At 62.0% G+C, this 23,791-nt stretch carries 25 protein-coding genes; 11 read left to right on the top strand and 14 right to left on the bottom strand.

All coding sequences use genetic code 11. The features are described 5' to 3' along the window. Nucleotides 1-113 precede the first annotated feature (113 nt). The 3 genes from RE4_RS28630 (at nucleotide 114) to RE4_RS28640 (ending at nucleotide 3,680) form a co-directional block, all read left to right on the top strand. Nucleotides 114-1,136, top strand: coding sequence for a zinc-dependent alcohol dehydrogenase family protein (locus RE4_RS28630; protein ID WP_060939804.1), 1,023 nt, complete (start codon nucleotides 114-116; stop codon nucleotides 1,134-1,136). A 397-nt stretch (nucleotides 1,137-1,533) separates the two neighbouring features. Then, the gene (locus RE4_RS28635) at nucleotides 1,534-3,369 is read left to right on the top strand and encodes an acyl-CoA dehydrogenase (protein ID WP_021333262.1); all 1,836 of its coding nucleotides are present in this window, start codon (nucleotides 1,534-1,536) and stop codon (nucleotides 3,367-3,369) included. 35 nt (nucleotides 3,370-3,404) lie between these two features. Further along, the gene (locus RE4_RS28640; protein ID WP_228118170.1) at nucleotides 3,405-3,680 is read left to right on the top strand and encodes a hypothetical protein; all 276 of its coding nucleotides are present in this window, start codon (nucleotides 3,405-3,407) and stop codon (nucleotides 3,678-3,680) included. A gap of 18 nt (nucleotides 3,681-3,698) precedes the next feature. Here the strand turns inward: RE4_RS28640 and RE4_RS28645 are convergent, their stop codons facing one another. Genes RE4_RS28645 through RE4_RS28655 form a run of 3 tightly spaced genes read right to left on the bottom strand, consistent with a single transcriptional unit; the run spans nucleotide 3,699 to nucleotide 6,676 of the window. Continuing rightward, nucleotides 3,699-4,403: a hypothetical protein gene (locus RE4_RS28645; RefSeq protein ID WP_060939805.1), complete on the bottom strand. Its 705-nt coding sequence runs from the start codon at nucleotides 4,401-4,403 to the stop codon at nucleotides 3,699-3,701. Further along, complete coding sequence (locus tag RE4_RS28650; protein ID WP_060939806.1) at nucleotides 4,400-5,428, bottom strand: NAD(P)H-dependent flavin oxidoreductase; 1,029 nt, start codon at nucleotides 5,426-5,428, stop codon at nucleotides 4,400-4,402. Before RE4_RS28650 ends, RE4_RS28645 begins: the two co-directional genes overlap by 4 nt. A 45-nt stretch (nucleotides 5,429-5,473) precedes the next feature. Next, nucleotides 5,474-6,676 (bottom strand): YbfB/YjiJ family MFS transporter, encoded by a 1,203-nt coding sequence (locus RE4_RS28655; RefSeq protein WP_060939823.1) that lies wholly within the window; start codon nucleotides 6,674-6,676, stop codon nucleotides 5,474-5,476. Nucleotides 6,677-6,771: 95 nt separating this feature from the next. On the opposite strand from RE4_RS28655, the gene RE4_RS28660 reads away from it, so the two are divergent. From RE4_RS28660 to RE4_RS28670, 3 genes are all read left to right on the top strand, one after another. After that, nucleotides 6,772-7,692, top strand: a complete 921-nt coding sequence (locus RE4_RS28660; RefSeq protein ID WP_081098452.1) for a LysR family transcriptional regulator — start codon at nucleotides 6,772-6,774, stop codon at nucleotides 7,690-7,692. Then, nucleotides 7,689-8,375, top strand: a complete 687-nt coding sequence (locus RE4_RS28665) for a hypothetical protein (RefSeq protein ID WP_060939807.1) — start codon at nucleotides 7,689-7,691, stop codon at nucleotides 8,373-8,375. Before RE4_RS28660 ends, RE4_RS28665 begins: the two co-directional genes overlap by 4 nt. Nucleotides 8,376-8,471: 96 nt before the next feature. Then, a complete protein-coding gene (locus RE4_RS28670) occupies nucleotides 8,472-8,909 on the top strand; it encodes an SRPBCC family protein (protein ID WP_060939808.1) in 438 nt (145 codons plus the stop codon). A gap of 19 nt (nucleotides 8,910-8,928) precedes the next feature. Here RE4_RS28670 and RE4_RS28675 read toward each other — a convergent pair whose 3' ends face one another. Together RE4_RS28675 and RE4_RS28680 are read right to left on the bottom strand one after the other, a co-directional pair. Beyond that, nucleotides 8,929-9,396 (bottom strand): hypothetical protein, encoded by a 468-nt coding sequence (locus RE4_RS28675; RefSeq protein ID WP_060939809.1) that lies wholly within the window; start codon nucleotides 9,394-9,396, stop codon nucleotides 8,929-8,931. A 128-nt stretch (nucleotides 9,397-9,524) separates the two neighbouring features. Further along, a complete protein-coding gene (locus RE4_RS28680; protein ID WP_174531797.1) occupies nucleotides 9,525-10,151 on the bottom strand; it encodes a class I SAM-dependent methyltransferase in 627 nt (208 codons plus the stop codon). A 108-nt stretch (nucleotides 10,152-10,259) separates the two neighbouring features. Between RE4_RS28680 and RE4_RS28685 the strand changes: the two genes are divergently transcribed. Beyond that, nucleotides 10,260-10,505, top strand: coding sequence for a DUF3253 domain-containing protein (locus RE4_RS28685; RefSeq protein ID WP_019745995.1), 246 nt, complete (start codon nucleotides 10,260-10,262; stop codon nucleotides 10,503-10,505). A 42-nt stretch (nucleotides 10,506-10,547) separates the two neighbouring features. Here RE4_RS28685 and RE4_RS28690 read toward each other — a convergent pair whose 3' ends face one another. The 8 genes from RE4_RS28690 to RE4_RS28725 form a co-directional block, all read right to left on the bottom strand. Then, nucleotides 10,548-11,459 carry an NmrA family NAD(P)-binding protein gene (locus RE4_RS28690; RefSeq protein ID WP_229756699.1) on the bottom strand — a complete coding sequence of 304 codons (912 nt, stop codon included), beginning with the start codon at nucleotides 11,457-11,459 and terminating at the stop codon, nucleotides 10,548-10,550. Between the two features lie 10 nt (nucleotides 11,460-11,469). Next, the gene (locus RE4_RS28695; RefSeq protein WP_060939810.1) at nucleotides 11,470-11,970 is read right to left on the bottom strand and encodes a hypothetical protein; all 501 of its coding nucleotides are present in this window, start codon (nucleotides 11,968-11,970) and stop codon (nucleotides 11,470-11,472) included. 121 nt (nucleotides 11,971-12,091) lie between these two features. Continuing rightward, nucleotides 12,092-12,610 (bottom strand): MarR family winged helix-turn-helix transcriptional regulator, encoded by a 519-nt coding sequence (locus RE4_RS28700; RefSeq protein WP_003943230.1) that lies wholly within the window; start codon nucleotides 12,608-12,610, stop codon nucleotides 12,092-12,094. 31 nt (nucleotides 12,611-12,641) lie between these two features. Continuing rightward, on the bottom strand, nucleotides 12,642-14,129 hold the full coding sequence (locus RE4_RS28705; RefSeq protein WP_306305308.1) for an amidase: 1,488 nt from the start codon (nucleotides 14,127-14,129) through the stop codon (nucleotides 12,642-12,644). 58 nt (nucleotides 14,130-14,187) lie between these two features. Then, on the bottom strand, nucleotides 14,188-15,696 hold the full coding sequence (locus RE4_RS28710; protein WP_060939812.1) for a carboxyl transferase domain-containing protein: 1,509 nt from the start codon (nucleotides 15,694-15,696) through the stop codon (nucleotides 14,188-14,190). Next, entirely contained in the window at nucleotides 15,653-16,900 is a 1,248-nt protein-coding gene (locus RE4_RS28715) for a CaiB/BaiF CoA transferase family protein (RefSeq protein ID WP_081098449.1), read from the bottom strand. Before RE4_RS28715 ends, RE4_RS28710 begins: the two co-directional genes overlap by 44 nt. Before the next feature lie 46 nt (nucleotides 16,901-16,946). Then, a complete protein-coding gene (locus tag RE4_RS28720) occupies nucleotides 16,947-18,299 on the bottom strand; it encodes an MFS transporter (protein WP_060939813.1) in 1,353 nt (450 codons plus the stop codon). Next, nucleotides 18,296-19,513, bottom strand: coding sequence for a M20 metallopeptidase family protein (locus RE4_RS28725; protein WP_029256671.1), 1,218 nt, complete (start codon nucleotides 19,511-19,513; stop codon nucleotides 18,296-18,298). The genes RE4_RS28720 and RE4_RS28725 overlap by 4 nt, the downstream gene beginning before the upstream one ends. A gap of 165 nt (nucleotides 19,514-19,678) precedes the next feature. Between RE4_RS28725 and RE4_RS28730 the strand changes: the two genes are divergently transcribed. Further along, nucleotides 19,679-20,752, top strand: coding sequence for an Lrp/AsnC family transcriptional regulator (locus RE4_RS28730; RefSeq protein WP_051119056.1), 1,074 nt, complete (start codon nucleotides 19,679-19,681; stop codon nucleotides 20,750-20,752). A gap of 38 nt (nucleotides 20,753-20,790) precedes the next feature. Here the strand turns inward: RE4_RS28730 and RE4_RS28735 are convergent, their stop codons facing one another. Then, nucleotides 20,791-21,423: a TetR/AcrR family transcriptional regulator gene (locus RE4_RS28735; RefSeq protein ID WP_019746004.1), complete on the bottom strand. Its 633-nt coding sequence runs from the start codon at nucleotides 21,421-21,423 to the stop codon at nucleotides 20,791-20,793. Between the two features lie 195 nt (nucleotides 21,424-21,618). Between RE4_RS28735 and RE4_RS28740 the strand changes: the two genes are divergently transcribed. From RE4_RS28740 to RE4_RS31905, 3 genes are all read left to right on the top strand, one after another. Beyond that, a complete protein-coding gene (locus tag RE4_RS28740) occupies nucleotides 21,619-23,031 on the top strand; it encodes a pyridoxal phosphate-dependent decarboxylase family protein (protein ID WP_051636519.1) in 1,413 nt (470 codons plus the stop codon). Nucleotides 23,032-23,117: 86 nt separating this feature from the next. Further along, nucleotides 23,118-23,456 carry a YidH family protein gene (locus RE4_RS28745; RefSeq protein WP_238077160.1) on the top strand — a complete coding sequence of 113 codons (339 nt, stop codon included), beginning with the start codon at nucleotides 23,118-23,120 and terminating at the stop codon, nucleotides 23,454-23,456. Next, nucleotides 23,453-23,770 carry a DUF202 domain-containing protein gene (locus tag RE4_RS31905; RefSeq protein ID WP_080572257.1) on the top strand — a complete coding sequence of 106 codons (318 nt, stop codon included), beginning with the start codon at nucleotides 23,453-23,455 and terminating at the stop codon, nucleotides 23,768-23,770. The genes RE4_RS28745 and RE4_RS31905 overlap by 4 nt, the downstream gene beginning before the upstream one ends. The last annotated feature ends 21 nt before the right edge of the window (nucleotides 23,771-23,791 follow it).

Genomic DNA, 23,791 nt, shown 5'->3' on the forward strand with positions numbered 1-23,791 from the left:
ACCGGTAGCGAGGGAGTCCCTCGCAGTACCACTATCGCGCGGGACTCCCGCACGCCGCCGAATCGTGATCAGGTTGAAGTGACACGAAGAAACCGATGGTGAGGAGCCACGTCATGCGCGCTGTCGTCATGCATGCCCCCGGCGATGTCCGGGTCGAAGAGATCGAAGCGCCGGTGATCGTCGAACCGACCGACGCGATCATTCGCGTTACAGCCACCTGCGTCTGCGGTTCCGACCTCTGGCCGTATCGCGGCATCGAAGAGCTGAATGGCCCGACGCCGATGGGACACGAATACGTGGGCGTCGTCGAACAGGTCGGCCCCGAGGTCAACGACATCGAAGTTGGGGACTTCGTCGTGGGCTCGTTCGTCGCGTCGGACAACACCTGCGAAATCTGCGAGGCCGGCTTTCAGTCTCGCTGTATCCACCAGGTCATGATGGGCTCGGTCGGCACCCAATCCGAATACGCTCGCATCCCGCTCGCGGACGGCACCCTCGTCCCTGTCCACGGAGAGCCGACCGAGCGGCAGGCTCGCAGCCTCCTTGCAGCCTCCGACGTACTCGGCACCGGTTGGTTCGCCGCCGTAGCTGCGGAAGCCGGACCTGGCAAAACAGTCGCCGTCGTCGGCGACGGCGCAGTCGGACTCCTGGCGATCCTCGCTGCCAGACAACTCGGCGCCGAGCGGATCATCGCCATGTCACGTCACGCCGACCGGCAGGCACTCGCCACGCAATTCGGCGCCACCGACATCGTCGAAGAGCGGGGCGACGCGGGCATCGCGAAGATCAAGGAACTCACCGGCGGCTACGGCGCCCACTCGACCGTCGAAGCCGTAGGCACCCAAGAATCGATGATGCAGGCTATCGGAGCTACCCGCCCCGGCGGACATGTCGGCTACGTCGGGGTATCCCACGGCGTCGAACTCGACGGCATGAACCTGTTCTTCGCGACGGTGAGCCTGCTCGGCGGTCCCGCGCCGGTCAGGCGATTCCTACCCGAACTGATCGAGCTCATCATGACCGACCAGATCGACCCGGGCATCGTCTTCGACCTCACTCTCCCGTTGGAGGACGCCGCCGCCGGCTACCAGGCGATGGACGAGCGGCGCGCCACCAAAGTGCTACTCACCCTCTGACCGATACCAAAGGCTTACGAGTCAGAACTGGGCTCTCCACGCCGATCGAGGAACGTCTCGGCTACCAACGAGAGGCGCTCTTGGTTTACCGAGCAGCATGTTCACTGATCACTGCGAATGCGTTTGACGCCGAAGGCGAGGATGGGCACTTCGATTGGTGCGCAGCTGCTTTGACCCAAGAGGATGGTACGCGACTGATATGCACCCCCGCCAGCGGAAACCGATTGTACGAGTGAATGTTTCAATGAGAGCGGCTCGGCGCTACTTTGCAGCAACGAAACTCGTCTCTACCTACGGTTGCGTACTGAATTCCTTGTGGGGCAGGCTTTCTTGTGTACTGCTGACGAGCCGTATCTGCTGACGAATCGTATTGCTGACGAACCAAGGTCGGAGAACAATGGGTCACTACAAAAGCAACGTGCGTGATATCGAGTTCAATCTGTTCGAGGTGCTCGGGATCGGCGAACTGTTGGATGCCGGCGCATACGGGGACCTCGACACCGACACTGTGCGCAACATTCTTGCGGAAGTAGCGAGACTGGCAGAAGGCCCGGTCGCCGCGTCCTTCGCCGACGCGGATCGGAACCCTGTCGAATTCGACGCACCCAATCACGCAGTTGTGGTCCCGGAACCTCTACGCAAGACGGTCGAGGCGGTGAACGAGGCCGGTTGGTCGCGACTCGGCCTACCAGAAGGCATGGGTGGTGTTCCTGCTCCGGCGCCGTTGGTCTGGGCGATCGGCGAAATGTTGGTCGCGGCAAACGGATCCGCAAGCTTTTTCAACATGGGTCCACTCATGGCGAGCGTGCTCTACACCATCGGAAACGAACAGCAAAAACACTGGGCCAAAGAAGGATTCGAACGCGGATGGGCCGGAACGATGGTGCTCACCGAACCAGACGCCGGATCCGATGTAGGCGCAGGCCGAACAAAGGCAATCGCGCAGGACGACGGCACGTGGCACATCGAGGGCGTCAAGCGATTCATCTCCGGCGGTGACGTCGGAGACACGGCCGAGAACCTCTTCCACTTGGTGCTTGCCCGGCCCGAGGGAGCCGGTCCAGGAACCAAAGGTTTGAGCCTGTTCTACGTTCCGAAGTCCCATTTCAACTCGGACACACTTGAACTGGGAGAGCGCAACGGTGTGTACGTCACCGGCGTCGAGCACAAGATGGGCCTCAAGTCTTCCCCAACTTGCGAGCTCACCTTCGGAGCGACGGACGTTCCCGCCGTCGGCTGGCTCGTGGGTGATGTCCACAACGGTATCGCCCAGATGTTCCAGGTCATCGAGAATGCTCGAATGATGGTGGGCACCAAGGCTACCGGAACACTGTCCACCGGCTATCTCAACGCCCTCGAGTACGCAAAAGAACGAATTCAAGGCGCAGACCTCACCGAGCTGACAAACAAGACCGCGCCCCGTGTGGCCATTACGCACCACCCCGACGTCCGACGCAGCCTGGCGATGCAGAAGGCCTACGCCGAAGGCCTCCGAGCGGTCTACCTCTACACCGCTGCACACCAGAATGCCGATGTCGCCGAGTTGGTTTCGGGTGCGGATGCCGAATTGGCGGCGCGGGTCAACGATCTGCTGCTGCCGATCGTCAAGGGCGTCGGCTCCGAGAAGGCCTACGAACTGCTCACCGAGAGCCTGCAGACCCTGGGCGGCTCCGGTTATCTTCAGGACTACCCCATCGAGCAGTACATCCGCGATGCCAAGATCGACACCCTGTACGAGGGCACCACGGCGATCCAGGCGCAGGACTTCTTCTTTCGAAAGATCGCACGCGACCGCGGCGTTGCACTCGCTCACGTAGCCGGTCGCATACGAGAGTTCATCGACAGTGAGGCCGGGAACGGTCGTCTCAAGGCCGAGCGAGTCCTACTCGAGACCGCCTTGACCGACGTGCAGGAGATGGCCGGGACGCTCACCGGCTATCTGATGGCTTCCCAGGACCAACCCTCCGAGTTGTACAAGATAGGCCTCGGCTCGGTGCGCTTTCTGTACGCGGTAGGCGACCTGCTCATCGGATGGCGCCTGTTGGTGCAAGCGGAAGTCGCGTTGGCAGCCTTGGACCGTGACGCGTCGGCAAAGGACCGGTCGTTCTATCGGGGCAAGGTGGTCATCGCGTCGTACTTCGCCAAGAACATCCTGCCTATCCTGGCGTCGACGAAAGAAATCCTGGGTTCCCTCGACAACGAGATCATGGAACTCGAGGAAGACGCATTCTGACAACGTGCCATAGTGAAAGCAGCCCTGATACGTACATGCAGAACTGCGTGTGGACGGTCTCGTTGCTCGATGACGGTCAGTGCCACCTCGCGCTCGACGCTGGACCACGGCCAAAGGGCAAGAGTGCAGGAACCAGTCCCCTGATCGCCGGCGAAGTTCAGGACGAGCTGGCCGGCGGATTTCCCTTTGTGCACTGGCCCATCGAGAAGGACCGACTCTTGATGCCGACATTGCGTGGCGGACGCGCGGTATGGGTGGTTCGCAGCGCTGATCGCATTGTCTCCGAGATCGGCGAACTCTGCCCGAGATGAAAATGCTTGCTGCGTGATTCAAACGTGGTCGTGAACCGGCGACGGAATCTTGTTGGAACGATACGAGTCTCCGCTCCGGTTCGGCCGCCAGAGACGCCAGTGTTTCGCGGACAGCCGGAACGGGAGATGGTCTTGTAGGTGACGAGCACCGGACGACAACCGTTCGTCTGCAGGCAGGTTGAGCCACAGGGACAGTGAGGATGCCGCATTGCCAAGGGTTGCGCGTATGCCTGACTCACCCAGAGTCCGGCCGTATCCATCCACGGCAAAACGGCCGACCGCGTCGGGGGTGATGTCGGGGTACGGCGCGCGCGTGTTGGGGTCGATCAGGCGTACGGGCGCGCTGCAGGTCAGCGCCGCCACAGAACGTCCGTGGGTTGTGACTGCATCGCAACCAACGAGGGCATCGAGCGCTTCGTTGACAGAACCCGGTGGGACGTTCCATTCGGTATGGGTTTCCGCTTTGTAGCGGGGCCCACCGAAGAGCTCGGTAGCGAACGATGACAACTGCGCGGTCGGCTCGGATGGCCCACTCTGGTAGATCTCGAACGTCCACGACGGCAACGACACTGGTTCGGTGCAGGATTCCAGGAATGTCTGCAGCCGCTGAAATGCAACATCGGGACGCTTGACTCGAAGCGAGTGTGCACCACCGGCGGACCCGGGCAACCCGTCGTATGTCACTACTTCCGGCAATCCGGCTTCCGGTGTCCGCGCCGTCACAGGTTAGCCAATCGCGAAAGCACTACCCCGGCTGGTTCCTCCGTCGCGTGGCGATAGCCAGTGCCGGCCCACAGGTGCATTCGCTCGGGATCTGCCTGCGCAACAGCGGCTTTACGCATCGGGTTGGTCAGGTGATGGATGGCCGGATACCCGATGGGCGCTTGTGCGTCGTAGCGATCGATGAACTCGTTCCGAAGTGCCCGTGCAGGACGTCCCGTGAAAGCTCTTGTAACGACCGTATTCCCGCGTGACGTGTCGGCCAGAGCTGCCTTGTGCGGAGCCGAGGCACCACTCTCCTCGGTGCGCAGCAGTACGGTACCGACGACTGCCGCGTCCGCTCCGGCACGTAAGGCTGCAGCGACGTCGGCGGAGGTCGCCAGTCCACCGGCCGCCAATAGCGGAACAGAGGTGCGATGACGGATTTGTGCGATCAGTTCGGTGATCGGTGTTTCTGCCGGAACCTGCAGGGGAGTGAGCGTTCCGGAGTGGCCGCCGGCAGCCGACGATTGCACGACAAGCAGATCGGCACCGGCGTCGACGGCAAGGAGCGCCTCTGCCTCCGAAGTCACAGTGAGGACGACAAGTGAACCGGCAGCGCGCAGCGCCTTGATGACGCCGGGTGTGGGAAAGCCGAAGGTGAAGCTGACCACCGGAACCGGGCTGGCCAGGAGCAGATCGATCTTGTCCTCGAAGTAGTCGTCGTCTTCGACCGGCTCACCGTCAGCCAGTGTGATGCCGTAGCGATCCGCATCGACCTGGATCGCCCTGGTATAGGCACGGTAGGCATCGACGTCGACAGGCACCGGGTTGGGCGCAAAGACGTTGACACCGAACGACACTCCCTCGGCGCGCACGGCGTCGATCTGGTCGGACAGAGCCTGAGGCGTCTTGTACCCGGCGGCGAGGAAGCCGAGACCGCCTGCGCGAGAGGCAGCAGCAACAAGTGCCGGTGTGGAAGCGCCGCCGGCCATGGGGGCTGCGATGACAGGGACCTTCAGGTCGAGATCGGTTGTGAGTGCGCTCATTCGAACATCTCCAGTCCTACGTCGGGTAGTGCTCCGGCGGTTTCGTCATCTGACATCAAAAACTACCTCCTCAGTCGAGGTGGCCGTCCGAGGGTCCGCATCGAGATCGGAAGGGAATCGGAACCGCAAAACCGCGGCGGCCACTGCTGCGCCCAGAACGACGGCCGCACCCAACAGCAGAGCGTCGCGATACCCGTCTCGCAGCAACGGAGTGACAACGAGTGGGCCGAGAATCTGACCGACGCTGTATCCAGCGGTCAGCAACGCCACGGCGCGTGGGAACTGCAGGTGCGCGCCGATTGCCAACACAATTGACCCGATACCAAGGAAGGTGACACCGAACAGGAAAGCTGAAATCAGTGCGGGGCCGACGCCTCCGATCACAGCAGGAAGCGCTATGCCCACCGCCTGAATCAACAGGGCAACGAGAAGCAGAGTCGGCCTCGACCAACGCAGGCTGAGCCAAGCCCACAGGGCGCACGAGGGAAATGCGGCCAGACCGACCACTATCCAAGCGCCGCTGCCGACCCATTCTGGAGCGGCGAGATCGATTGCGGCAACAAGGAACGTGCCCGCGATGATGTAGCCGATGCCTTCCAGGAAATAACTGATGAACAAGGCAGTGAACCCGCGTTGGGAACTGGGAGTTCCCGGCGCGTCCGGTGTGATGGTCGGACGCGGTTCCGGCGTCAATCCCCAGGCTGCGACCGCACACACCACTGCAAGGGCCGCAGATGCCAGCCAGGCTGTACTCCAGCTACCGATGAAGCGGACGACCAACACGAGGACCCCGGACAGGGCGATACCCAACCCAACTCCGCCGAATCCCCATCCGGCCAGAAATTGGGACTGCCCCCGAAGGTGCGCGTGCAAAGCGCTGACGGCGATCATGAAGACGAGGGCACTGGCAATGCCTGCGACGAGCCGCAGGGCGAACCAGATGGATCCGTCGTGGGTAGTGGGCATGAGCGCCAAAGTCGCGATGAGGACCACCAACGACGTACGCATCACCGCTGCCGAGCGCACCACGCCGGGAATGAGGATTCCCGCGAGCGCGCCGATGAGGTACCCGACGTAGTTGGCCGTCGCCAGGGTGGCGCCGAGCGAGGCGGACAGACCGGCCTGCGTGTGCATCAACGGCAGGATCGGTGTGTAGACGAATCGACCGATTCCCATGCTCGCCGCCAGCGCAGCGGCAGCTTGGACAGCGTGCGCTCGCGGGGAGACGCCGTTGTGGACTGTGGTCATGGTCTTATCGTGTGCCCCGGCCGCGCCGGACCGCCACGACCGCTTTGCTCCTGACTGATAGGCACAACCTCCCACCGCACGTAGCATGAATGATCGTGGAGCTGCGTCAGCTGAGATATTTCGAGGTCGTCGCCGAGGAACTGCACTTCGGCCGAGCCGCGGCGCGGCTACTGATAGCCGGGCCGTCATTGTCGCAGCAGATCATGGCACTCGAGCGCGACCTCGGCGTCAAGCTGTTCGTCCGCGACCGCCGTTCCGTCGCTCTGACGCCAGCCGGGGCGGCCTTGCTCCCTGATGTCCGTGCGCTACTCGAGAGTGCCGAGAATCTGCGACGCCGCGCGGAGCGTCTGTCCGGAGCGGAGCCCGTCCGGATCGGCTACGTCAATTGGCTCCCCACGGATCTGATCGCTCGCACGTCGGGGGTCGCGCAACTGCACGTCGACGCCTGGGTGGTGCCTTCGCACGCGCAGGCCGCGCGGGTAGCGGACGGCAGCCTCGACCTGGCGATCGCCTGGGTGCGGAAAACCGATGTCGCCCAACATGCTCTGAGCGCAAAACTGCTCGGTGCGGATCGGCTGTACGCGGTCTCCACCGGAGAGGACACCACACCGGTGCGGGCACGCGACGTCGTCGTACTCGTCGACGACGACACCACCTCCTGGTATTCGTGGAACGTCTACGCCGAAGAATTCGCTCGCGATACCGGCGCACAGATCCTGCGCATCAACGACGGTGGTATCACCGGTCCGGCATTCTTCGATCACGTCCGTGCCGTCGGCCGTCCGGTCGTCAACTCGCCCAAAGGGCAGACCATCACGCTGCCAAGCGATCTCACTGCACGTCCGGTGATCGACCCCGCGGCGATCTGGACGTGGTCACTCCTGTGCCGCGAGAACGAAACGCGCCCTGCAGTTCTCGCGGCCGTCGACGCTCTCACCCGCGGCGTCACTGATCTCGAAATCCACGAAGACGGGATATGGCTACCCATGGACGATCCTTACCGGAGGATTCGATGACACGACGCGCTATTCGAGTTTTCTGGGGACGACGGCCGGAATCGGTGCAGGCCGTGGCCTCCCGGTGGCGTCGGACGTTGGAGCAAGTCGAATCCCTCTTGCCCGAGGTGGTCGGCGGGTCGTGGCAACAGATCCATTCCGCTGGACCTGCTACTGCCGTGACCGTCGACCAGTTGGCACAGGTCCTCGAGAACGCGCAGGCCGCCGAAGACTGGTCGGATCGTCTGGGAATCGGATTGAGGCTCGCATCCAGTGGAGGGCCCGAATGGGGGCTCGAGCTCTCCGGGTTGGCGGGCGGCGAACCTGAAATCGTCCTTCAGTCGATGATTATTGCCGTCAGCGCGCCGGACGCCGCCGAAGTTCCTGAGACAGAACTACTTCGGATGCTCGCCGCGGTGTGGGAACCGGATTTCGGAGACGTCACCGACGACAACATCCTCGACGCTCTCGAAGACGAGTCCGACTATCGCGTCGGTGATCCCGTGATCGGCCGAGTCGGCTACCTCTCGTCCGCTCGCGCTGACGCGATCCCGGGTGACCTCGCAGCAGGCGTTGCCGCGTTACCGGGCGGCGTGTTGCTACAGATCGGGGCCGTCGATGGGGTCGTTCGGGCGTACGAGCGCCTGCGCGAGACCGGCGCACTCGATCCGCTTCCGCGTCCACTGGACCGCGCAGTCTTCTGAAGGTGGTTACCGTTTGTCGAGTTTGGGTAGCCCGGGCGTCGGAACGAACTCTCACCGCGGCACTACCGCCGAAAAATGAACCGAAAGGCCCACCGCATGGTTGACGTCACCCGCAAATTCACCGCCGAGGTACCGATCGAAAAGGCTGCGGCGTTTCTCCGCGACTTCGCCAATGCGCCGACGTGGGATCCGGGCACCGAGAGCTGCACGCAGATCTCCGACGGTCCTGTCGGCGTCGGAACCCAGTGGCACAACGTGTCCAAGCTGTTCGGCGTCACCACGGAACTGACGTACACGCTGGTGACCGACGAGCTGAATCACGTTGTTCTCGAAGGAAAGAACAAGACTGCCACCAGTACCGACGACATCACCTTGACTTCGGTGGGTCCGAAGTCGACCGAGATCGAATATCACGCGAACGTCGAGTTCAACGGTGCCGCCAAGATTGCGTCGCCTCTCCTGAAGGCGGGATTCGAAGCCAAAGTGGCACCAGAGACGGTGAAGAAGATGACGGAAGCCCTCGAAGCCCTCTGACAAGTCCGTCAGGTTCTTGTCACTGTGTGTTGCCGCCGCTCGCGCCACCGTTGCGAGCTTCGATGGCATCGATGGACTTCGTGAACGACTTTCCCAGCACTTGGGTGCCGACGAGTCCGAGTACCGACGCCAGGAGCTTTCCCTTGAGGTTCTTGCCGTCCCGGACCACGACGGCATCGACATCGGTCAGGCCCGTCGGCTGCCGGGTCAGCGTGTAGGTATGGCTCGACGCCCCGCCCCACAGGTTGGAGTCGGTGGTTGACATCACGACGCGGTGCGGGTCGGTCCAGTCGTAGTGCAGACGCTCCCAGATACCACTGGAGCCCTCGGTGACATCAGCATCGTGGGGTCCTTGTTGGTGCACTTTCAGGTAGCTGTCCGCACTGCGGCCGAAGATTTCCTCACGGCCCGGGCCGAAGTCGGTCAGGCCGGCAAGGACCTGTTCGGGCGTCGCAGTGGTCGTCTTGTGAAGATGGATCGTGGTCATGGCGCCTTCTTTCAACTGTGGATGATCCGGTGCTGAAAAAGCCGGGGAGTGACTCATCCAGCACACCACTCACACGAAATGAATGAAAGAGAATTGCTCGCCCTGTCTCGATCCGCTGTCTCGATCCGCTATTCGACGCCGCGCCGGCTGGCAGTGATTGCGCCGTGCGGCCTGTAACCGCTCCCCGTCCGGGTATGGGTCTCGATCACGTCGAAACCCGCTGTGACCAGCACCTCGGCAAGTTCGGTCACCGGCCATCGATAACCAGTCGTCGCGGCGTGATCAAAAGGCTCTACCGCTGCGCCTTCGAAGAAGCCCACCAGCAACCCACCGCCTGGGCGGATCACGCGCGCGAATTCAGCGAGCGGTGCCTCGATATCTTGCGGGTGATGGTGAATGAGCGAGTACCAGGACAGCACGCCGCCCAGTGAATTCGTTTTCGCGTCCAATACCTCGAAGCCCCCGACCTCGAAGGAAAGATCCGGGTATCGGGTGCGGGCTCGTTCGACGAACTCGGGCACGAGATCGATCCCGCTCACAGCCAGCCCGCTCTGTGCCAGGAAGTCTGTCCACTGCCCCGGCCCGCACCCGGCGTCGAGTACGGGGCCGGTCAAAGTGGCGGCCCAGCTGGTCACCAGGTCCCGATCAGATACGTGCGTCGAATCCATCGAACCGAAGAGGTCCGCGTACTCCTGGGATCTGGCCGAATACGACTTTCGGACTACGTCGCGGCGCGTTGCACTCGAATTCTCCACGCCGTCAATAATTATCGATGTGCACCATTCCTTCGCCACAACTCGCCGAACCGAAGGTTCATACTCTGTCGAAGGCCTACGGTCACGTCCGGAAACTGAGGTCATACGGTGGAAGAGAAAGAACTGGCGGCGAAGATCCGCGAACTACTCAGTGCCCGATCGGCCGAGTCGAGCATCTGCCCCTCCGACGTGGCCCGCGCAGCGGCACCCGACAATTGGCGTCCGCTGATGGACCCCGTCCGAGAGGCTGCCCGCCACATGGTGGCCCACGGCGAAGTGCAGATCACCCAGGGCGGCGAAGTCGTCGACCCGGAATCCGTACGAGGTCCGATCAGGATTCGGTGGGCTCGTTGATCAACCGCGTGACTTCTGGCGGCACTGCTCTCACAGCGTGAATCAGCGGAAACGGTCCAGATGCTCACGCAGGAACGCATCCAGGCTTCGTGGCTCACGCCCCAGGACACGTGCCACCGTGTCGGTGGGTGACTCCGGGCGCGAGACGGCAAGTTGCTGGATCTCCAGAATGTGCTCGGCCAGCCACGGAGGCATGTGGGCATGATCGACGAGGTTTTGCCGCAGTTCGTGCGGTGGCAGGTCGATATATTGGACGGGGCGATCGAGCATGCGGGTCAGAGAATCGGCGATGCCGCCGTAGCCGACTGCCTCGCTGCCCGTCAGGACGTAGGTACCGCCGGCGAGGTCGGCGCGTGTGAGCACGGCCGCGGCGACGTCACCGATATCTCGGCAGTCGATCCAGTTGCACGGCGCGTCCCGCATCGCGCCCAGAATCACCCCTTGCGCAGCCACCGCCGGAGCCAGGAGCAACAGATTCTGCATGAACGCATAGGGGCGGAGCAGAGTGTGGCGGATCCCGGATGCGCGCAGGTGTTCGCCGACGGCATGGTGGCCGCGGGAGAGAGCGATGGGGGAGTCGGCCGCGGCGGCGGGGTCGGAGATCTTGACGATGTGTTCGACGCCGCTCTCGGCGGCTATGTCGATCACACGCGTTTCGAGCTCGACCTGTTCGAGTCCGTTGGCCATGGCGAGGAAAAGTTGTTCAGCCCCTTCGAAAGCCGTGCGTAGCGAAGTTGAGTCTGCGGCATCGGCCCGCACTACTTCGACCAAACCGTCGGCCAAATCGCCGAGGTGGGCGCGCAGCCTGTCCGGGTCGCGGGACAGCGCTCGGCTCGGCACACCCGAGGATGCGAGACTGCGTAGCAACGCGCCGCCTGTGGTTCCGGACGCTCCCATGATGACGATCATCGTGTTCCTTTCGGTCTTCCCCGCGAAGCCGGGGATCTTTGACATGTGTTGCCTGTCAGGGATTCTGACGGCGCCATCGCCAGCTGACGATGACGGCAGCGACAGCGGCAGATATCGGTAGATCGAGTTGCAGGCGAGCAAGCCGAGCAGTGTCGACCACGCTCGTGTGAGCTGGTAGCCAACGGGAGGCGAACCACCCGACGAGGCCTGCAATTGCAGCGGCTCCGACGGCAAGAATTGCCGCCACCATGACGCGAGGCAGAGCCGTGGTCCACGGTCGTGACCTCCCGCGACGCTGCAGCCAGGAGCCGATCAGCAACGCCACCACTGCCGACGTGCCCGCAATGGACGTAAATGCCGCCGTCGTGAGGCCCGATTGGCCGGATGCGACTCCGCCCGCACCCGCCATCAGCGCAGGGGCAAGGTAGGCGACCAGCACCTCTCTCCACAGGGTGAATGATCGTGCGGCGCGACGATCGGCAACCGGGTCGAGTCGATTGGAATCGGTTATCTCCCTTTTGTTTTCGCGACGGATCGGCGGGGTGTGTCCGGACATGAAGGAGACCAACTTTCCGTCTATAATTAGGTGGCTAACTATTTGGGCATGGAAGGAGAAGCCTCTGTCGAGAATTGACGACGATTCGAATCGCTACGCGACGGCTTGGAATCCCAGCCGACTACTCCGCAGTCAGCGCACCGATACCGCGAACGACCCGCGAGAGCAGGTCCAGAAAAACCGCACGCTCGTCGACAGTGAGCTCGTCGACCATTTCCTCGAGACGAGCAAAGTGTTCGGGCGCCATGTCACGTAAACGCTGAGCGCCGCGAGCAGTCAGGACGACCACCGCACCACGCCCGTCCTCCGCGGACGGACGCCGAGCGACCAAACCCTCCTGCTCGAGGCCGTCGACCAGCCCGGTCACCGTGGCTCGCGAGACGCCGAGATCAGCGGCCAGTCGCGAGGGAGATTTCTCCCCGTCATGGTCTTCCAGATCCGCAAGCAATCGGTAACGGCCGGTCGACAGTCCATACCTCGCGAAGTGAACCTCGGTTGCTCGACCGAGCCGCGCGCCCGCCGAGATCAGCCGCACCGCAACCAGCACCGCCTGCGGATCGGACCCGAGGCCGTAATGCTCCAACTGCCGCCGCGCCTGATCCAACGTGGGTGAGTCGTGATCGGTTCCGTCCACTGCCATGCAACTAATATGGCACCTAACTACATTCTGGTCAACCCTTCACCGAGCGAGTGTCAACGCTGCCGAAGCCGTGCGCGAGTTGCAACAGGTCCAGATCGGCATGACTGCGAGCCAGAACCTGTATACCCATTGGCAGCCCCTCAGAATTGAAGCCTGCAGGCAGGCTGATGGCCGGCACGCCGAGAAGCGTTGCGATTGTTGCAACCTCCATCCACCGGTGGTACGACGACATAGCCATGCCGTCGATCGATGTGGGCCAGTCCATTTCGATGTCGAACGGAAACACCTGAACACTCGGTAGCACGATGAAGTCGTACGTATCGAAGAGAGTCAGGAACGCGTTGTACATCGCGGTGCGCTTCACCGAAGCCTCGTAGACGTCCAGCGCCCCGATGGGCGGACGCCCATCCGTTCCATCGACCAGGCCCTCCACCTCGTATCGAGCTTCGGGTTTGAGCGCCGCCCGCGTGACCGGGTTGTAGTAGAGGGGGTACAGCTGAGAGCCGGCGAGCCAGTGCCGGAACGTCAGCCACAGCGGCCAGAGATCCTCATTTCCGTTGAACCCGCACGCTTTCGGCAGACCATGTTGTGAATCCATCTCGATTCCAAGCGCTTCGAAGATCTGCAGTGACGATTCACAGAGATCGAGCACTCCCGACTCCATGGGGAGATACCCACCGAGGTCACCCATCCACACTGCCCGTGCGCCGGAGAAATCTCGCTCCAACGTCGACGCCAGGCCTCCGTCCGAGTCGATGGACAACGGAGTGCGCGGATCGTATCCCGACATCGTTTGCAACAACATCGAGAGATCTGTAGCGGTGCGCGCCATCGGTCCGGGAACCCCCGCCTGTTGCACGAACACATCCGGCCCCTTCGCGGGTACGCGGCCGAAGGATGGACGAAGTCCGAGAATGTTGTTCCAAGCGGCTGGATTTCGAAGTGATCCCATGAAATCACTGCCGTCCGCTACCGGAACCATGTGGAGAGCCACTGCGACGGCAGCACCGCCGCTACTTCCGCCCGCCGATCGGCTCGGGTCGTAGGCGTTGCCGGTTGCACCGAAGATCTCGTTGTAGGTGTGTGAGCCCAGACCGAATTCCGGAACGTTGGTCTTGCCGACGAAGATCGCTCCCGCGTCCCGTATTCGAGCAACGTGAATCGAATCACTTTGCGCTGCAGGGATGTCGAACTCACCCCGAAAGAACCCTCGAGTCGTCTTGAATCCCGCCACATCGGCAGTGTCCTTGACCGCATGAGGGAACCCGTGCATCCATCCCATATCCTGGCCATCGGCCAGGAGCTTGTCGTGCTCTTGTGCCTCCTGCACCAATTCCTGTCGTGGGCGAAGACTGACAATCGCGTTGACCGAAGGGTTCACGGACTCGATCCGGTCGAGATAGGCATTCATCACCTCCTCGCATGACACTTGCCGATCATGAATTGCCGCCGACAAATCGGATGCGTCGAGTCGAACGATCTCGTTTCCAACGGGCAAAGTGGGCTGTGAAGACTTCAAGTGATACTCCTCGAGTCGGTGCTGATCAGTAGTTCGGTGAATTGGAGCGCGGACCGGTTTACATCGGAACCGCCACAGGGGATTCCCCGATGCGACTGAAGTGCGTCAGCCGTCCACTCAGGCGCTGTTCGGACGTCTCTCTCAGAGAGGAGACCAACGCGGCACGTAATGTCTGGCCGACGCGTTCACAGAATTGGTCAGGTTCGTCGGCGGCATCGGGGTACTCGGGTATCACCGCATGCACAATGCCGTCTGCCAGTAGATCTGTTGATCGAATGTTCTGCGCCGAGACCATCTCCGGCGCATGGACGATGTCGCGGTAGATGATCGCGCTTGCACCTTCCGGCGGTAGCGGGGACAACCAACTGTGCTGAGCGGCGAGAATGCGGTCCGCCGGCAACAGCGCCAGTGCGCCTCCACCCGCACCCTGGCCGAGGAGCAGCGATACCGTCGGCGTCCTCAGCGCCAGGAGTTCTGCCAGGCACTTCGCAATTTGGTTCGAAAGTCCGCCTTCCTCAGCTTCTCTCGACAGATTCGCGCCGGGTGTGTCGATGACTGTCACGAGCGGCAGGTCAAGCTCTCGAGCAAGGTTGATTCCCCGGCGCGCCTGACGCAGTGATGCCGGGCCGAACGACTGTTGCCCGGTCTGGGCACGGCGATCCTGCCCGAGCAGAACGCACGAGATGTCCCCGAAACGGACCAACGCAAGAATCAGAGCGGGGCTCTGTAGACTTTGCCCGGTTCCATTCAGGAGCACCATGTCTGAAGCTGAACGGCCAAGTAGCTCGCGGACGCCCGGCCGTCCGGAACGGCGGGAAGCAAGGACCGTTTCCCAGGCGGGTGTCGCGGGGTCACTGACATTCGGAAGCGCCAGTCCGCGCTCGTCGAGTGTCGGGCGCGAGGTCAAAACCCGCAGTAGCACGTCCAGTGTCTCCGCGAGCTTGTCAGGAGAGCACACTGCATCCACCAGCCCGTGCGCGTGGAGGTTCTCGGCCGTCTGGACCCCAGGTGGAAACGCGACGCCGTACAAAGTTTTGTACACCCTGGGACCGAGGAACCCGATGAGCGCCCCGGGCTCCGCGATCGTCACGTGACCTAGCGAGCCCCAGGAAGCGAAAACTCCACCTGTGGTGGGATTTCGGAGATACACCAGGTAGGGAAGGTGGGCTTCCTTGTGCGCGGTGACAGCGGCGGTGATCTTGACCATCTGAAGGAACGCCGTCGTTCCCTCCTGCATCCGTGTTCCACCGGAAACCGGCAGGGCGACAAGGGGTAGTGCTTCTCTCGTCGCCCGCTCGATGGCATCGACGAGGCGTCCGCCGGCCGCTACACCGATCGACCCCGCCAGAAATCCGAACTCACAGATCAGTACCGCGACTCGGCGTCCCCGTACCGTTGCGGACCCGGTCATCACGGACTCGTCCAGTCCGGTCCGCTCGCGCGCCGCGGCCAGTTCGTCTGTGTACGCACCACGCGCCACGCTCTGACGGACACTCGAATCCCACGACTCCCACGAGTCAGGATCAAACGTGAGATCGATCAACTCGTGTGCCGTCAGACGATTCATTGCCTTGCTCTCCTAGCCATTTCATGATTTCTTCGCCATCCGCACCGAGCACAGGAGGCGGTCGATGTGCGGTTCGGGTGACCTCACTTCCGTCAGGATCGAAGAACCGCAACGGTGGTCCCGGGATGGTCAGCCTCCCGAGCGTTCGATGATCGACGTCGACGAGGAGCCCCTGCGAGCGGGTCTGTTCCCACTCGTAGACCTCACGCAGGTTTCGGACTTTTCCTGCCGGAACGCCGGTGGCCTCCAGCTTCGTCAACAGTTCTTCGGTCCCGTAGGCCCCGAAGACCGCTTCGACCAATTCGTTGACCTTCTTACGGTTCTCGACCCGTTCCGGGTTGGTCGCCATACCGTGTGTATCCGGGTCGATCCAGAATCCGTCGCAGAAACGTTTCCACAGACCTTCACTGCCGACTGCGATCTGTACGGCACCGTCTGCCGTCGGAAATAGTCCGTACGGACAGATCGACGGATGATGATTGCCCTGAGCCTCGCCGATCTCCCCTGCGACGGTCCATCTCGTCCCCTGAAAAGCATGCACCCCGACAACACTCGCCAGCAGGGAGGTTCGGACAACTTGTCCCCTGCCCGTCACCTCCCTCTCTCGAAGTGCTGCAAGAATTCCGAACGCTCCGTGCACTCCCGCAAGGAGATCGGCGATAGGAACGCCGACACGTTGTGGGTCATCGGGTGACGAACCGGTCAGAGATATCAATCCGGCTTCGCCTTGGGCGATCTGGTCGTACCCGGCGCGACCGCCTTCAGGACCGTCATGGCCGAATCCGCTGATCGACAGCACGACCAGTCCGGGGTTGATCTCCGCTAACCTTTCCATCGGGAATCCCAGGCGGTCCATCACGCCGGTGCGAAAATTCTCGATCAGAACGTCGGCGCGTGCGATCAGGGCTGTGAGAGTTCGACAACCGTTCTCGGACTTCAGATCCAAGGCGATTGATTCCTTGTTTCGGTTTGCCGACAGGAAGTACGTCGATTCACGTTCGCCACGGGCGGGGTCGACAAAAGGTGGACCCCACCCACGCGTGTCGTCTCCACCGTCAGGTGTTTCGACCTTGACGACGCGCGCTCCAAGATCCCCGAGCATCATGGCCGCATGCGGACCGGCCAGTGCCCTGCTCAGATCCACGACGACTGTACCTGCCAGCGGTCCTTGATAATTCGGTGTCACTGCTGCTTCTGCCGGCACTGCCAAATCCTCTCGGGCGATGGGAGATCTGCTCCGTATCTGTGAGCTAAACACTGGAAGGAGAGAGGGATTCGGAAACTTCTCCAGCAGCAGTGAGGTCCTTTCCTTTCGACTCGGGCAGGAAGAAGATCACGGTGGCGACCGAGATCGCCATCAGAACAATGGCGTACCAGTTGAAGACGCCGGGAATTCCCTTGTCGGCGAAGAAGGCCTGGAGATACGGCGTCGTGCCACCGAAAATTGCGACGGCAAGGGAAGTCGGCAATCCGATTCCCACCGCGCGCATGCGAGTGGGGAACATCTCGGAGAACACAGCAGGACCGATGGACACTGTGCCGGCCATGAAGACCAGTGCAATTGCCATTGCCACGAACAACTGCCACGCCTGCCCCCGAATGATGGAGGTGAGCGGAAACAGCAAGGTGATCATCATGATTCCCGAGAAGATCAAAACCGGGCGCCGGCCGATTCGGTCCGAGACGGTTCCCCAAACAGGCAGCATGATGATGAACACCACATTGGCGGCGGCTCCCGCCCACATTGCTCCCGAAGGATCCACGCCGTGGACACTGATGGCATACGCCGGAGTTGCCACGGCCCACACGTAATAGTTGACCGTCGATCCAACCGTCATGGCGGCGACTCGCACCAGCAGTCGACGGTGTTCACGGATCTGCGACCACAGCGAGGGCTTGGCCTGCTGCGATTCCGACTTCTGTGATTTGGCAGATGATTCGAAGATCTCCGTTTCCTGCAACCGTGATCGCAAGTACAGCGCGAACAGTCCGAACACACCGCCGAGCACAAACGGAATTCGCCAACCGTAACTGCTCATTTGGGCGTCGGTGAGGATTCCCGAGAGGACCGCCGCCAGAACTGCGCCGCAGATGATGCCGATGGTTCCGGAGAAGTAGATCAAGCTGGCCCACAAGCCACGCTTCTCTCGCGGCGCCATCTCCGAGATGTACGTATTGGCCGAAGGCAACTCTCCGCCATGAGCAAGACCCTGGATCATTCGACACGTCACCAACACGACGGCGGCCCAAGCCCCGATCGTCTCGTGCGTTGGGGTCAGGCCGATGATCAGACTCCCCACTGCGGCGAGCCCGACTGCCACCGTCATCGAAAACTGTCGGCCACGGCGATCCGCGATCAATCCGAAGAGCACTCCACCGAAAGGACGTGCGACGAACCCGACAGCGAAGACTCCAAAAGTCTTCAGCAGATCGGACATCGGGCTTCCGCTGGCAAAGAACTGTGGCGCGAAGAACACCGCGAAAAGCGCGTAGATGTTCCAGTCGAACCACTCCATCGCGTTGCCGGTGCCGATTCCGAACAGAACCTTGAGGTTCTTCTTCCTCGACGAGGGCGGTGTGGTTTCTTTGTGGTGATCGCTCATCGTGTACCTCCAGCGGTGACGGCCAACTTTTCGACGGCCAGTGCCGAATAGACCGCGGCCGCATCCCCGAGCACACCCTCGAAGAACTGTGCACGCGGCGAATGGTTTGTCGGAGCAGCGACCGGATCGCAGCCCGGCATTGCAGCTCCGAGCCCGATGAACGCTCCCGGGACTCTGTCCAAGACATAGGAGAAGTCCTCGGAACTACTTGTCGGCCTTGGCGATTCCAGGTAATGCTCCTCGCCGAGCAATTCGCGGATCACGCCCTCACTGAACGCAACTTCCTCCGCATTGTTGACGGTCAAGGGGAACTGGGCACGGAAGTCGATGTCCACCTCTACGCCGTGCGCGGCGGCAATGCCCTCCAGTCCACGGCGAATCACTGCGCCGAGTTGTTCCTCGTTCTCAGCCGACCAGTGACGGACGGTGGCACCGAAATGTGCGGAATCGGGGATCACGTTGTTTGCCGTGCCCGCATCCACGACACCCACGGTGATGACAACCGGATCGAATGCGTCGAAATCCCTTGTCACGATGACCTGCAGCGATGTGATCATCTGCGCCGCAGCCGTGATCGGGTCCTTCGCGCGGTGCGGCGACGAACCGTGACCGCCCGCGCCTCGCACCGTCACGTCGAGCGTGTGCGACGCCGACATGATCGGCCCCGGCCTACTCACGAAGAGTCCGGCCGGGATCCCGTTGGCCATGACGTGCAGTCCGTACGCGTAGTCGGCACGGCTCCCTGATGCATCCAACACGCCCTCGTCGATCATGTTCTTGGCCCCACCCCAGCCCTCTTCACCGGGTTGGAACATGAACACGACGTCACCGGCCAAGTGATCGCGGTGATGTGAGAGCAGCCTTGCCGCGCCGACCAATGCGGTTGTGTGCAAGTCGTGTCCACACGCGTGCATGGCTCCGTTCGTGGAGGCGAAATCCACCCCGGTGCGCTCGTCGACCGGAAGCGCGTCCATGTCGGCTCGCAGCAGCACCGTCGTCGTATCGCCTGAATCCCTTGCTGCACCTCGCAGAACGGCTGTAACCGAGGTACTCGAAGTTCCGGTGGAGATCTCGAGTGGGAGACCCTGCAGCGCTTCGAGCACCCGCTCCTGGGTTCGTGGCAGCTCGAGACCGATCTCCGGCTCACGGTGTAACTTGTGCCGCAGCGCGACGAGGTCGCCCTGCATCTCGTCTGCGTCATCTTTCAGGTTCACAGAATTTGGCCTTTCATTGGCAGGGGAAGACTCGCGAAGTTCCGGAGACAGACGCAGGTGCGATCTGCAGTTCTTGCAGCCCGGCACGGTGTGTCGTAGGTAACGATCTAGATAGCTATGATGAAGCTTCCCTTAGGAATGATCGAGAATTCGCAGGAATTTCGCATGAGTGATGAATCAATGAAGGAATTCGACATGCTCGACGCGGCGGACCAGGCAATGGTTCACGCTTTGCAGATCAACCCGAGGGCAAGTTGGGCGCAGATCGGGAAAGCTCTCGAGCTAGACCCGGTGACGCTGTCCCGTCGATGGATCCGTCTGGTCGACCGCGGTGCAGCGTGGATAGGGTGTAATCCTGGCCCGATCCTGGCCGCCTCCGGTCTGGGAAACCTTGCCTTCGTGGAAATCGACTGTGTCAACGGCAGCGTGCAAGCCGTGGCGCACGCGCTCAGTGAGCAGCGGATGGTGACCGGCATCGAACACGTGACGGGCGCACGAGATCTGCTGGTCACGGTGATGGTGACGGATTTGAGCGTCCTGTCGCAGTGGGTCACCGAGGAGTTGGGTGCCATTGCCGGCGTCGTATCGAGCCGCATCCAGCTCGCCGGGACGATCTACACCGGCGGTAGTCGGTGGAGGTTGCGTGCGCTGAGTTCGAGTCAGGCAGATGCTCTGGCCGCAACGCGCATCACGGTCGATCACCACGGCGCATTTCGGCCGACAGACATGGACCGACGCATCATGGTTGCACTGTCGGTGGACGGACGCGCGTCGTACACAGAGTTGGCCGAGGAATGTGGCGCCAGCATCGACACGATTCGACGACGCGCGCGGCGCCTCTTTGCCGCTGGAATGGCACGACCCCGCTGCGAAGTGGCCCGCCCCCTCTCCGGAAGCCAAGTGACCGTCATCCTCTGGGCCCAGGTTTCACCGTCTCAGATCGGCCATGCTGCACTGACGATCTCGGCTATGCCCGAGGTCCGCCGGTGCACGGGGGTCACTGGTCGCGACAACTTGCTGATTGTCGCGTGGGCACGGTCCGTGGACGACGCGCAACGGCTCGAAGGCCGGTTGTGCGAAGCACTACCCGGGCTCTCGATCGCGGATCGCGCGATCTCGCTGTGGACGATGAAGCTCAACGGTCATCTACTCGACGAGCGAGGGTACCGCGTGGGAGCGGTACCGATCAGCCCCGGTGAACCGGCCCGTCGCAGTGTGGAACCTTCCAGCTCGAGCTGAATGTTGCGCTCTTCGAAAGCCCTTGGAAAGCAGGACGATCAACTCTTTGCGGTGCCGGACAATCCGAGCGCAGTCGGCAGTATGTGATCGACCAGCATGTCGACGATGCGTTCAGCTTCGTCGGGATCGAGGAGGGTCGCGAACCGGACGGTCGAACCGGCGATGTGATTGCAGGTGAAGACAAGCTGATCGACGTCGTACTGCATGGACTCCGGCACGACACCCCGGATCACGTCAGCGATGAGAGCACTGGTCTGACGCGTGTTCTCCACATCGATCCGAGCGAGATCGGGGTTTGCGACGGCGGCTGACCACACCGCCGCGTACGTGGTGTCGTCGCGGAAGATCTGCCAGTAACCGCGGACCACGGAACTGATGACTTCGCGAGCGTCTTGCACCGTCCCGGCGGGAGCAATCGATTCGATGAGCCTGGCACGCACCAGAGTTTCGTATCGCTCGAGCAGCGTCTGCACGATGGCGGTCTTTCCCGGAAAGTACCGGTAAATCGACGGGAGCCGAAGGTCTGCTGCCGATGCCAGTTCGCTCATGGTCATGGCATCGATTCCGTCGCGCGCGATGAGCTCTGCCGCACAGTCCAAGATGGCCTCGACGCGCGCCTTGCTGCGCTGCTGTTCCGGGAGGCGACGGGAGGGAACGGCGTCGGGCGTCATCGTGCAGTCTCCGTCATGGATACGAGAATATACGGCCTTCACCGCTTGACATGACAGAGTGTCACGTTCACCATATGTGAGAGGTTCTCACGTATCGGTTCGATTGTTCGCCGGTGCGCTGACGATCCACTTCGATCAGTTCGGCCTGACATCGCCGACGACCCAATCAAGTTGACACACAAGAGGAGTCAAGACGTGTTGGAAAACGGTGTGCCGATCGACCAGGTACTGGCGGAGCTAGCCGAACGGCATCGAATGGATGATCCGTACGCAGATCGCCCGGGCATGGTCAACATGTACAACACTGGTCTCGACACCGTCGAGAAGGTCGCAACGGACGCCTTCGGAATGTACATCCATGTGAATCCCCTTTACTCGTCGACGTTTCCGAGTGTTTATGCGTTGGAGAAGGAGTTGGTCCGCGCCGCGAACGACATGCTGCACGCACCCAACGACGCCACCGGCAGCTGGACCATGGGTGGCAGCGAAAGCATCATGATGGCCACGAAGGCTGCCCGAGACGGGGCGAAGCACATCACGCGGCCGAACATGGTGCTTCCGATCTCGGCCCATGCGGCATGGTGGAAGGCAGCGCACTACCTCGGCGTCGAAGCTCGAACCACGACGGTGGATCCGGAGACGTACAAGGCTGACGTCGCTGCAATCAAAGCGGCCGTCGACGAGAACACGATCTTCGTGGTTCTGTCGGCCCCCCAGTACGGCCAGGGCGTGATCGATCCGATCGAAGAGATCGGTGAGTTCTGCCTGGAACAGGGGATTCGCCTGAACGTCGATGCCTGCATCGGCGGTTGGGTTCTTCCGTTCGCTGAACGCCAAGGATGCGAAATTCCGCTGTGGGACTTCAGAGTTCCCGGCGTCAGCTCGATCACCGTCGACCTGCAGAAGTACGGGTACACGAACAAGGGATGCTCGCTCGTTCTGTATCGCACTCGCGAACTGCGTCTTCCGCAGTTCTTCGCACACGCGAATTGGACTGGCTACCCGATCGTCAACTCCACGGTGATGAGTTCGAAACCAGGCGGGTTGCTCGCCGCAGCATGGTCGATCGTCAAACACATCGGTGACGACGGCTACATGCATCTCGTCGAGGAGGGTCTGCGGATTCGCCGGGAACTGGAAGCGGGGGTCGCCGCGATACCCGGGCTGCGAATCATGGGGAAGCCCGAATCCACACTCGCTGCAATCACCACCGATCCAGACGCGGACGAGGGCGTCGACTTCTTCCTCTGGATCGACGAACTCGCGAAGCGGAACTGGACCATGCAGCCGCAGTTGACGCAGCCCGGCGTTCCTCCGAGCATCCATTTCACGATCGCGAAACAGCACGGTAGTTACATGGCCGAGTTCATCGAGGTCATGCGAGAGGCCTTGGACGCAGCGCGCCTTCGTGATCCCTTGATTCCGGCGGAGCGCCTCGCCGAGATTCACGCCCTTCCGGCGGACACGACCTTCGCCGACATCGTGCCCATCGTGATGGAGAGCTTCGAGGACGGGAAGCCGTCGACGAAGACTCACCTCGTGCTCGACGCCTTGCCGATGCCGCTGAGAGAGATGGCGATGCTCGCGTACTTCGACGCACTCACGTGAGCCGGCGATCAGTTTCGATCGACGAGACAACAACTCGGTCATACCGCGACTTCAAAGACCTCCTGTTCACTCGAAGGAGATCGTTGGTGGATCCGGACAGAGCTGATGAGAACGAGCCTGACTATCGATTCACTCTGGCGAACGAGCGAACTTTTCTTGCCTGGATCAGGACTGCATTCGGCCTTCTGGCAGGTGGCGTGGCGATCGATCAACTGATTGCACCGTCACCGGCCAGGACCGCAATCTCGATTGCATGTCTGTCGATGGCGACAGTGCTCGCAACCGGCGCATATACCCGTTGGCGCCGTGTGCAACGCGCTATGCGTCAAGACACGCCGCTGCCGAAGTCCGCACTGATGCCGGCAATCGCTTGCGCCAGTGGGATGATCGCTGTTATCGCGATGCTGTCGGTGGCTCTGCCATGAACGGCGTCACAGCTCGCGATCGCGGACTTCAACTGGAACGCACGGCATTGTCCTGGCGGCGAACTGCTTTGGCATCTACATCCATCGCCGCTCTGTTCATCCACCAGGCCGCGAAGGAAGGATGGGAGGCATCTGCGATCGTCCCTCTCCTGGCCACCTTCACCTTGCTCGGGACGGCGTGCGCTGCATTCATACGGGACCGAACATTGCGGAGGGGATGCGTAAGACTCTCTCGATCAACGGCATTCGCGGTTTCTTGCGCAACCGCAGCTACGGCGGTCGGCGCAGCGGTAATACGCATTGTCGGCACGTAGACGGACCGCTGCCGTCGGAGG

The organism is Rhodococcus erythropolis NBRC 15567 (genome assembly GCF_001552595.1).
Taxonomy (GTDB): domain Bacteria; phylum Actinomycetota; class Actinomycetes; order Mycobacteriales; family Mycobacteriaceae; genus Rhodococcus_F; species Rhodococcus_F erythropolis.

Excerpts from the sequence above, each read along its gene's own strand:
- RE4_RS28670 (WP_060939808.1), top strand. The coding sequence starts at position 8,472 with ATGGTTGACGTCACCCGCAAATTCACCGCCGAGGTACCGATCGAAAAG.
- RE4_RS31905 (WP_080572257.1), top strand. The coding sequence starts at position 23,453 with ATGAACGGCGTCACAGCTCGCGATCGCGGACTTCAACTGGAACGCACG.
- RE4_RS28695 (WP_060939810.1), bottom strand. The coding sequence starts at position 11,970 with ATGTCCGGACACACCCCGCCGATCCGTCGCGAAAACAAAAGGGAGATA.
- RE4_RS28640 (WP_228118170.1), top strand. The coding sequence starts at position 3,405 with ATGCAGAACTGCGTGTGGACGGTCTCGTTGCTCGATGACGGTCAGTGC.
- RE4_RS28690 (WP_229756699.1), bottom strand. The coding sequence starts at position 11,459 with ATGTCAAAGATCCCCGGCTTCGCGGGGAAGACCGAAAGGAACACGATG.
- RE4_RS28730 (WP_051119056.1), top strand. The coding sequence starts at position 19,679 with ATGAGTGATGAATCAATGAAGGAATTCGACATGCTCGACGCGGCGGAC.
- RE4_RS28700 (WP_003943230.1), bottom strand. The coding sequence starts at position 12,610 with ATGGCAGTGGACGGAACCGATCACGACTCACCCACGTTGGATCAGGCG.
- RE4_RS28630 (WP_060939804.1), top strand. The coding sequence starts at position 114 with ATGCGCGCTGTCGTCATGCATGCCCCCGGCGATGTCCGGGTCGAAGAG.
- RE4_RS28635 (WP_021333262.1), top strand. The coding sequence starts at position 1,534 with ATGGGTCACTACAAAAGCAACGTGCGTGATATCGAGTTCAATCTGTTC.
- RE4_RS28675 (WP_060939809.1), bottom strand. The coding sequence starts at position 9,396 with ATGACCACGATCCATCTTCACAAGACGACCACTGCGACGCCCGAACAG.
- RE4_RS28655 (WP_060939823.1), bottom strand. The coding sequence starts at position 6,676 with ATGACCACAGTCCACAACGGCGTCTCCCCGCGAGCGCACGCTGTCCAA.
- RE4_RS28710 (WP_060939812.1), bottom strand. The coding sequence starts at position 15,696 with ATGAATCGTCTGACGGCACACGAGTTGATCGATCTCACGTTTGATCCT.
- RE4_RS28665 (WP_060939807.1), top strand. The coding sequence starts at position 7,689 with ATGACACGACGCGCTATTCGAGTTTTCTGGGGACGACGGCCGGAATCG.
- RE4_RS28735 (WP_019746004.1), bottom strand. The coding sequence starts at position 21,423 with ATGACGCCCGACGCCGTTCCCTCCCGTCGCCTCCCGGAACAGCAGCGC.
- RE4_RS28650 (WP_060939806.1), bottom strand. The coding sequence starts at position 5,428 with ATGAGCGCACTCACAACCGATCTCGACCTGAAGGTCCCTGTCATCGCA.
- RE4_RS28720 (WP_060939813.1), bottom strand. The coding sequence starts at position 18,299 with ATGAGCGATCACCACAAAGAAACCACACCGCCCTCGTCGAGGAAGAAG.